10 protein-coding genes are annotated in these 7,762 nt (G+C 61.7%); 5 read left to right on the plus strand and 5 right to left on the minus strand.

Annotated features, from left to right (window positions below; genetic code table 11):
• On the plus strand, window positions 1–860 hold an 860-nt coding region (locus EOC06_RS42245; protein WP_245469485.1), incomplete at its 5' end, for an ABC transporter ATP-binding protein.
• Window positions 861–915: 55 nt separating this feature from the next.
• On the opposite strand, the gene EOC06_RS10880 is transcribed toward EOC06_RS42245, so the two are convergent.
• On the minus strand, window positions 916–1,479 hold the full coding sequence (locus EOC06_RS10880) for a TetR/AcrR family transcriptional regulator (RefSeq protein WP_128307722.1): 564 nt from the start codon (window positions 1,477–1,479) through the stop codon (window positions 916–918).
• Between the two features lie 103 nt (window positions 1,480–1,582).
• Between EOC06_RS10880 and EOC06_RS10885 the strand changes: the two genes are divergently transcribed.
• The 3 genes from EOC06_RS10885 to EOC06_RS10895 all read left to right on the plus strand — a co-directional run bounded on the left by EOC06_RS10885 (window position 1,583) and on the right by EOC06_RS10895 (window position 4,411).
• Window positions 1,583–2,398, plus strand: a complete 816-nt coding sequence (locus tag EOC06_RS10885) for an oxidoreductase (protein WP_128307723.1) — start codon at window positions 1,583–1,585, stop codon at window positions 2,396–2,398.
• An 85-nt stretch (window positions 2,399–2,483) separates the two neighbouring features.
• Window positions 2,484–3,350 carry an alpha/beta fold hydrolase gene (locus EOC06_RS10890; RefSeq protein WP_128307724.1) on the plus strand — a complete coding sequence of 289 codons (867 nt, stop codon included), beginning with the start codon at window positions 2,484–2,486 and terminating at the stop codon, window positions 3,348–3,350.
• Between the two features lie 59 nt (window positions 3,351–3,409).
• Complete coding sequence (locus tag EOC06_RS10895) at window positions 3,410–4,411, plus strand: NADP-dependent oxidoreductase (RefSeq protein ID WP_128307725.1); 1,002 nt, start codon at window positions 3,410–3,412, stop codon at window positions 4,409–4,411.
• A 20-nt stretch (window positions 4,412–4,431) separates the two neighbouring features.
• Here EOC06_RS10895 and EOC06_RS10900 read toward each other — a convergent pair whose 3' ends face one another.
• From EOC06_RS10900 to EOC06_RS10910, 3 genes are all read right to left on the minus strand, one after another.
• Window positions 4,432–4,905, minus strand: a complete 474-nt coding sequence (locus tag EOC06_RS10900; protein WP_174800353.1) for a VOC family protein — start codon at window positions 4,903–4,905, stop codon at window positions 4,432–4,434.
• Window positions 4,906–4,948: 43 nt separating this feature from the next.
• The gene (locus tag EOC06_RS10905; protein WP_128307726.1) at window positions 4,949–6,097 is read right to left on the minus strand and encodes an amidohydrolase; all 1,149 of its coding nucleotides are present in this window, start codon (window positions 6,095–6,097) and stop codon (window positions 4,949–4,951) included.
• A gap of 155 nt (window positions 6,098–6,252) precedes the next feature.
• Window positions 6,253–6,696, minus strand: a complete 444-nt coding sequence (locus EOC06_RS10910; RefSeq protein WP_128307727.1) for an SRPBCC family protein — start codon at window positions 6,694–6,696, stop codon at window positions 6,253–6,255.
• Window positions 6,697–7,133: 437 nt separating this feature from the next.
• Here EOC06_RS10910 and EOC06_RS10915 point away from each other — a divergent pair, with 437 nt between their 5' ends.
• Window positions 7,134–7,277, plus strand: coding sequence for a hypothetical protein (locus EOC06_RS10915; RefSeq protein ID WP_127271038.1), 144 nt, complete (start codon window positions 7,134–7,136; stop codon window positions 7,275–7,277).
• Window positions 7,278–7,374: 97 nt separating this feature from the next.
• Here the strand turns inward: EOC06_RS10915 and EOC06_RS42250 are convergent.
• A partial coding sequence (locus EOC06_RS42250) for a DUF2270 domain-containing protein (RefSeq protein WP_245469487.1) occupies window positions 7,375–7,762 on the minus strand: 388 nt, incomplete at its 5' end.

Consider the following 7,762-nt stretch of genomic DNA (forward strand, 5'->3'; position numbering starts at 1 on the left):
GCCAGGAATATACAAAAACGCTCTGGGCCGTACGCAAGCTCGCCAAGCCCGAAGTTCCAGCCGATGAGTATCTGCTGACGATAGACAACGTTACCGCGGCCTATGCAGGAAAGGTCAAGGTGCTCCAGGATGTCTCCATCAAGGTTCCGCGCGGACGAACCGTGGCTGTGGTCGGCGAATCCGGTTCGGGGAAATCGACGCTCGCTCGAGTCGTCACCGGCCTTTTGCCGCCAATTTCAGGTTCGATTTCTTTTGCCGGCCAGCTTCTTTCCACGGGCCTGAAGACGCGGCCGAAGGAGGTCCTGCGCCGCATCCAGATGATTTATCAAATGCCCGACAACGCCCTGAATCCGCGCCAAACGGTCGAAGAAGTCATAGCTCGGCCGCTCGAATTCTACCTCGGCCTCAAGGGCGCGCGGAGGGATCGCCGGATCGGCGAACTTATGCACATGGTCGAGATGAGCGAAGATTTTCTGGAACGCCTGCCTGGCGAGCTGTCGGGTGGCCAAAAACAGCGCGTCTGCATTGCCCGGGCGTTGGCTGCCGATCCGGAGCTTATCATCTGCGACGAGATCACGTCCGCGCTCGACCAGATCGTCCAAGAGGAAATTCTCAAGCTTCTCATACGTCTCCAACGTGAACTCGGAATGAGCTACATCTTCATTACCCATGACATTGCTACCGTGCGCGCGATAGCCGACGAAATCGTCGTCATGCACCGCGGCAAAGTCGTCGAGCAGGGATTGAAGAGCGAAGTTCTCACGCCACCGCACGCGGCCTATACCGAACGGCTTTTGTCCTCTGTTCCGGAAATGAATCCCGACTGGCTGACAAGGCTGCTGGCCAGCCGGAAGATCTGACGGATCGGCTATCGTCAGCACCCGGCATGTTCCTCACTGTCAGCTTCCTGGAGCGCTAACGCTGCTCGATCAGCGTCTTCGCCGCATCTTTCCCCACCGAGAGGATGCGATCGGACAATTTCGTTCCGCCCACGGCGCGGGCCATTTGCAGCGTGCCGAGGAGCGTTGCGAAGACAGCCAGCGCCACGCCCTCCGGATCCTTGGCCTGCGGTAGCGCTTGGGCCAACTGGCGCACCAAAGCCAGCAGGTGGTCTGTATAGGCTTCACGCGTCTCAGGCGGCTGACGGGCGAGCTCCGGCAGCAGCGCGGCTGACGCGCAGCCCTTTCCGGGATTGTCCCGGTGCTCGGCCGACAGATACGTGCCGATGGCCATCTCCACGCCCGAAGCCAATGCTTCCGCCAATTGCTGCGCCTGAAGCTCCATCGCCGCCGCCACGCTTTCGCGGACAAGCTGCGCCTTGGATTGAAAGTGCGGATAGAAGGCGCCGTTCGTCAGCCCGGCGTCGCTCATGATGGTCGCCAGTCCGGACGCGGCGATGCCGTCGCCGCGAAAGCGTTCCGCAGCGACCTCCAGGATCCGTCCGCGCGAGGCGTCCTTCCGGCCCTTTTCGTAGCGCATGGCTGCTATTCCTTTCTGCTATTGCATTATGAGTGTAATCTGATATTACGACTGTAATTCAACGGGCGCAAAAAAGCTAGCCCTCATGATTTTGGAGCACGAAATGAATGCGAATTCCGAAAAAACCGCTGTTGTGACGGGAGCCTCTTCGGGCATTGGCCGCGCCAGTGCCGAGGCTCTGGCAAAGGCGGGGTTCACGGTCTTCGGAACCAGCCGGCGCAAGGCCGACAACGGCCCGGACGGGGTGACCATGCTGGTTTGCGACGTGACCGACGGTGAGGCCGTTGCCGCACTCGTTTCGACGGTGCTGTCGCAGACCGGCCGGATCGACCTCTTGGTCAACAATGCCGGCGTCGGCCAGCTTGGAGGCGCCGAGGAATTCTCGATTGCACAGGTGCAGGCCTTGTTCGACGTCAATCTGTTCGGCGTCATCCGCATGACCAATGCGGTGCTGCCGTCGATGCGGCGGCGTGGCGAGGGGCGCATCGTCAATATCGGCTCTGTGCTGGGACTGGTGCCGGCGCCGTATTCAGCGCATTATTCGGCGGTCAAGCACGCGCTCGAGGGCTATTCGGAATCGCTCGACCACGAGGTTCGTGCCTTCAATATCCGCGTCTCGGTGATCGAGCCGGCATTCGTTCGCACTGTCTTCGACCAGAACGGGATCCAACCGGATTCGCCGTTGCAGGAATACGATCAGGCTCGAGCTACGCTGGAAGCGCTGCTTCGCGATGTGATGCCCGTAGCCGATCGGCCGGAAATGGTGGCGCAGGTGGTCGTCAAAGCAGCGACCGATGCCCGTCCGCAACGGCGCTACACCGCCGGCAGGGCAGCGCACCAAGTCAGCCTGCTGCGTCGCTTTGCTCCCGCGGGGATATTCGACAAGAGCCTGCGCAAACAGTTCCGCCTGCCGGTTTGAACAACAGCGAGCAGAGGATTTTACGCACATGCGACTGGCAACGACAACACGATTGGCCAGCCCCCGCAAGGCGGAGGTGCCAAGCATGACACATGGGTTCAAGCGGTCGCCCCACTTACGGGCATCGTTCCAAGACACGCCAACGCACTCCGCCGATGTCGGCGGCACGGCATTCGTCTATCGGCAGCTCGGACCAAGGACGGGCGTGCCGGTAATCCTGCTGAACCATCTCGGCGCTCAACTGGACAATTTCGATCCACGCATCGTCGATGGCCTCGCCGCGACCCGGTGGGTGATTGCCTTCGACAACAGGGGCGTTGGTGCTTCAGGCGGCAAAACGCCGTCACGCATCGCCGAGATGGCACGGGATGCGGTCGCCTTTGTCCGGGCGCTGGGGTTCGATCAAGTCGATCTCTTCGGTTTCTCACTCGGCGGCTTCGTGGCGCAGGAGATCGTGCTGACCGAGCCCGGGCTTGTGCGCAAGCTCATCCTGGCCGGCACCGGGCCGGCCGGCGGCCAAGGCATCGACAAGATGACGCCACTGACGATCGTGGACATGATCAAGGGTGCGCTGACTTTTCGGGATCCGAAATACTATCTGTTTTTCACCAGAACGGTGAACGGGCGCCGCGCCGCGAAGGCGTTCCTGCAGCGGCTGACAGAGCGGAAGGCTGACCGCGACAGGCCGATATCGCTTAGCGCGTTCGGCGCGCAACTCCGGGCGGTGAAGGCTTATGGACTACAGGCGCCGCAAGATTTGAGCGCCATCCGCGTCCCTGCGCTGATCGCAAATGGCGATCACGACAGGATGGTGCCGAGCGTCAATACCCACGATCTCGCCCGCCGCATTCCGGGGGCGCAATTGGTGATCTATGCGGATGCCGGCCATGGCGGGGTGTTCCAGAACCACGCGAATTTCGTTCCGAAAGCATTGGCCTTTCTCGAGGCCTGACACCTCTCACCGGGCGGCTTTCGTCCCGAACATCAACAATCTCTCAGAAAGTCACTGCCATGAAGGCATTCGTCGTCGACAAATACAGCAAGAACGGCACGCTGCGGCTGGCCGAAATGCCGGAGCCGAAACTCGGGGACAGTGATGTCCTGGTCGAGGTCCACGCCGCGGCGGTGAACCTGCTCGATTCCAAGGTCAAAACCGGAGAGTTCAAGCTGATCCTGCCCTATCGCCGGCCGTTCATCCTGGGTCACGACGTGGCCGGGAGGGTTGTCCGCGTGGGATCGAAAGTCCGCAAGTTCAAACTCGGCGACGACGTCTATGCGCGGCCGCGCGATGGCCGGATCGGGACGTTCGCCGAGTTCATAGCCATGGATGAAGCCGACGTGGCCCTGAAGCCCGGGAACCTCAGCATGGAAGAGGCGGCCTCGATCCCGCTGGTCGGCCTGACCGCCTGGCAGGTGCTCATCGAAAGGGCCAGCCTGAAGAGGGGACAGAAGGTCTTCATTCAAGCCGGATCCGGCGGCGTGGGGACATTCGCCATCCAACTGGCAAAGCATCTCGGCGCGACCGTTGCGACCACCGCCAGCGCGGCGAGTGCCGGTCTGGTCAAGGGGCTCGGCGCCGATGTCGTCGTCGACTACAGGAAAGACGATTTCGAAAAAGTCCTGTCGGGCTACGACGTCGTCTTGAACAGCCAGGACGCCAAGACACTTGAAAAGTCACTGAATGTGCTGAAACCGGGCGGCAAGCTCATCTCCATCTCCGGCCCACCGGATCCGGACTTCGCCAGGGAAAAGGGACTGAACATGGTGCTGAGGCTGGTGCTTCGCCTGCTGAGCCGCGGTATTCGAGCGAGAGCCAAGCGCCGTGGCGTGACGTTCTCGTTTCTCTTCATGTGGGCGCAGGGCGAGCAGTTGAGCAAGATCGCATCGCTCCTCGAAGCCGGCGCGATCCGCCCGGTCGTCGATCGGGTCTTTCCCTTCGAGGCGACCAACGAGGCGCTGGCCTATGTCGAAACAGGACGCGCCAAGGGCAAGGTCGTCATCAAGGTCCGATAGCAACTCAGCTGCGATCGAGGTCAGCCGCGCCGGGCTGCATCGATCGCCGCGACGTCGATCTTCGTCATCTCCATCATTGCATCAAAGGCGCGTTTGGCTTCCTCGCCGCCGGCCGCCATGGCCTCGGTCAACGTGCGCGGCGTGATTTGCCAGGACACGCCCCATTTGTCCTTGCACCAGCCGCACGCGCTCTCCTGGCCGCCATTGCCGACGATGGCGTTCCAGTAGCGGTCGGTTTCCTGCTGATCGTCGGTGGCGATCTGGAACGAGAAGGCCTCGCTCTGCTTGAATGTGGAGCCGCCGTTCAATCCGATGCAGGGAATGCCGGCAACGGTAAATTCGACCGTCAACACGTCGCCTTTCTTGCCGGACGGAAAGTCGCTCGGCGCACGGTGAACGGCGCCCACCCTGGTGTCGGGAAAGGTCTCCGCGTAGAAGCGAGCCGCAGCCTCGGCGTCCTTGTCGAACCAGAGGCAAATCGTGTTCTTTGGCATCGTTGGCATTGCGTGTTCCTTTCGGTGTTGGGGTCGGCGGAGGTCAGCCCAGCAAATTACGTGCCGTGCGCATGAAGATCCTTGACCCGATCGGGATCAGGTCGTCGGGAAAGTCATAGTCGGGATTGTGCAAGGCAGGGTGCCGCTCGCCTGCACCGAGGAAGAACATCGCCGACTTGGCACTGTGGCCGAACAGGCCGAAATCTTCAGAGGCGCGCATCGGCAGGGCTTCTTCGCCGTGCGCGACGCCCTCTTCATCAAGTGCGCGCCGCAGATGCTCCACCGCGTCCGGCGCGTTGACGCTGGCGACGAAGATCTCGTGATAGTCCCAGCGGACGGAAAGGCGATGCTCGCCCGCGATCCTGGCAACCAGTGCTTCGGCAGCAGCGCACAGGTTTGCCATGCGCTCGTCACGCCGGGTGCGCAGCGTGGCCCACACCTCGGCGTGAGCCGGCGAGATGCCGAACACGGCTTCGCCCATCGCGGCATGGGTGACCGTCAGCATGGAGAAGCCGTCGTCGGCGAAGGTCCCGCGCCCGAGCGCCGGCAGCGCCGGCATCAGCTCACTGACCGCCAGCATCGGCGAAATGCCGGTCTCCGGCATGGACGAATGGGCGGTCTTGCCCTCCAGCACGATGCGCATGCCGCGTGAAGCACAGTTGACCACGCCGGCTTTGAGCCGCACCTCGCCAAATGGCACGCCGGGCAGGTTGTGCAATGAGAAAGCGAAATCCGGCGCGATCTCGCCGAAGCGCGGATCGGCGACGACGCCTGCCGCGCCATTGCCGGTTTCCTCCGCCGGCTGGAACATCAGCACGACGCGGCCGCTTGCAGGCCTTTCGCGCCCCAACTGACGGCCGAGGGATGCCAGGATCGCGGTGTGTCCGTCATGGCCGCACATATGCGACTTGCCCGGCACGCGCGACGAATGCGGTACGCCTGAAAGTTCTTCGATAGGCAAGGCATCGAGTTCCGATCGGAACAGCACCGTCGGCCCCGCTTTGCCGCTGTCATATATGGCCGCGACGCCGTGCCCGCCGAGTTGTGCCAGCACCTTGTCCGGCCCCGTATCGGCGAGGAAGGCGACAACCTCCCTTGCCGTCTTCTCCTCTTCATTCGAGATTTCCGGGGCCTGGTGCAGCTGGCGCCGCCACGCCGTTAACTCGACGATGTCTCGGTTGGTCAGAGTCATGCCTTTTTTAGCCTCCGCTGCATCCTTCATTGACACGCCCAGTCACAGGGGGTGTCGATGATGAATTGCTAGCGATAAAGGGCAGTTCCCGCCACAGTCCAAGTTTCAGGCTTCGGCAGGCCAGAAACGACCCGTTCTCCCGGCCACCCCCCAGCCTATTGATTGATTTCGGGTTCGACGAGCTTTGCCAGATTTCTGAGCGACTCCTGCCAGCCGAGATAGCAGGCCTCGACCGGAACGACGTCCGGAATGCCGGCCTGGGTGATGTCGATTTCGGTGCCGACCGACACTTTTTTCAAGATCACGGTGACCCGGATCTCGCCGGGCAGATTGGGATCGTCGAACCTGTCGGTGTAGAGCAGGCGCTCGCCCGGGACGAGTTCGAGGTACTCGCCGCCGAAGGAATGGCTGTCGCCCGTGGTGAAATTGCGGAACGACATCTTGAACGTGCCTCCGACCTTTGCCTCGAAATTATGAACCGTGCAGGTGAAGCCGTTTGGCGGAAGCCACTTGGCCAGCGCGTCCGCTTCAACGAAGGCGCGATAGACCTTTTCCGGGTTGGTCGTCAGAACGCGGTGCAAACGTACGGTGCCGGGCATATGCTGGATCCTTTCATAAATGCCTGTTCGATACCCCAAGGACGAACGAGGCGTAACAAGTCCGACATTGGTTTGCGAATTTTTTGACGGGATGCGGCCTGCCTTCTCCGCGGGCATGCCGTTCGATGCCGCGCCTATCAACACGAAGCTCGGGCGAGGCGGCGGGCGAACTGCACCGGCTCTGGAGCTGGCGTTCACCTGCTAAATCGGATTCCTGAGCCATCTTGTTGTTCAGGCGCGGTTTTGCCGATTGGCGCGAACAGCCGCGCGTCCCGGCCAATGCTTCGAACGCGCGAAATAGGGTAGCGCGTCTTTGCCGTCCATGTGCCGATCATTAGAATTTGCATTTGATCAGAGTTGATTTCCTATCAGGCCGTTAACGCGGCCATGCTGTTAATCAGCATTTGCTAATGAGTCTTTCGAACCCGAGGCAAGCAATGACCAAGAATCTCGGCAATGCACGTCATACGCCGGCGAAGGACCTGCAGGTCTCCCTTCTAGGCAAAGCCGCGCCGGCACTGTTTCCGCTGGTCGTAGCGGCACTGGGCTACATGGTTGGCAAGCAGTTCTTCGGCATCTAGGCGCGCAGTTCCGTTCTCCCAAACGTTTCGGCGGACCGACCATGTCAACGCGCGGACCGTCGTTTGCATTGCAGCGGCGTGTCGCCGGACATCAACGTCAAACATGCACGTCGCCAAAGGACAGTTCGCCGTCGTCATCGGCCGTGAAAAAGACGATGGCAAGCAACCCGACATAGAATGCGGCCACAACAACCACGATCGCCACACCGGGAACGGGGCCAAGGGCGGCGCTGTCCACGGCTTGGCGAAGCGAGCCGGCAAAGCCGGTCCTGACGCCCACGGTTTGAAGGCTGGGTGTGGATATCTTGAGCACCCAGGCCAGCCAGAGGATCAGGAACAGGTAGATGTAATTCCGCCGCAGCCGACGGGCTAGCGCGACGCGCTGCGACAGCAGGAATTTCGGCGCGCGCAGGCCTTCGCCGACGATGAGCAGCCAGTCCGAGGCGAAGTCGGGCTGTGGGGAAAAGATCTGCGCGAAATAGTGG

The sequence above is a fragment of the Mesorhizobium sp. M7A.F.Ca.MR.362.00.0.0 genome, from assembly GCF_004023175.1.
Classification (GTDB): domain Bacteria; phylum Pseudomonadota; class Alphaproteobacteria; order Rhizobiales; family Rhizobiaceae; genus Mesorhizobium.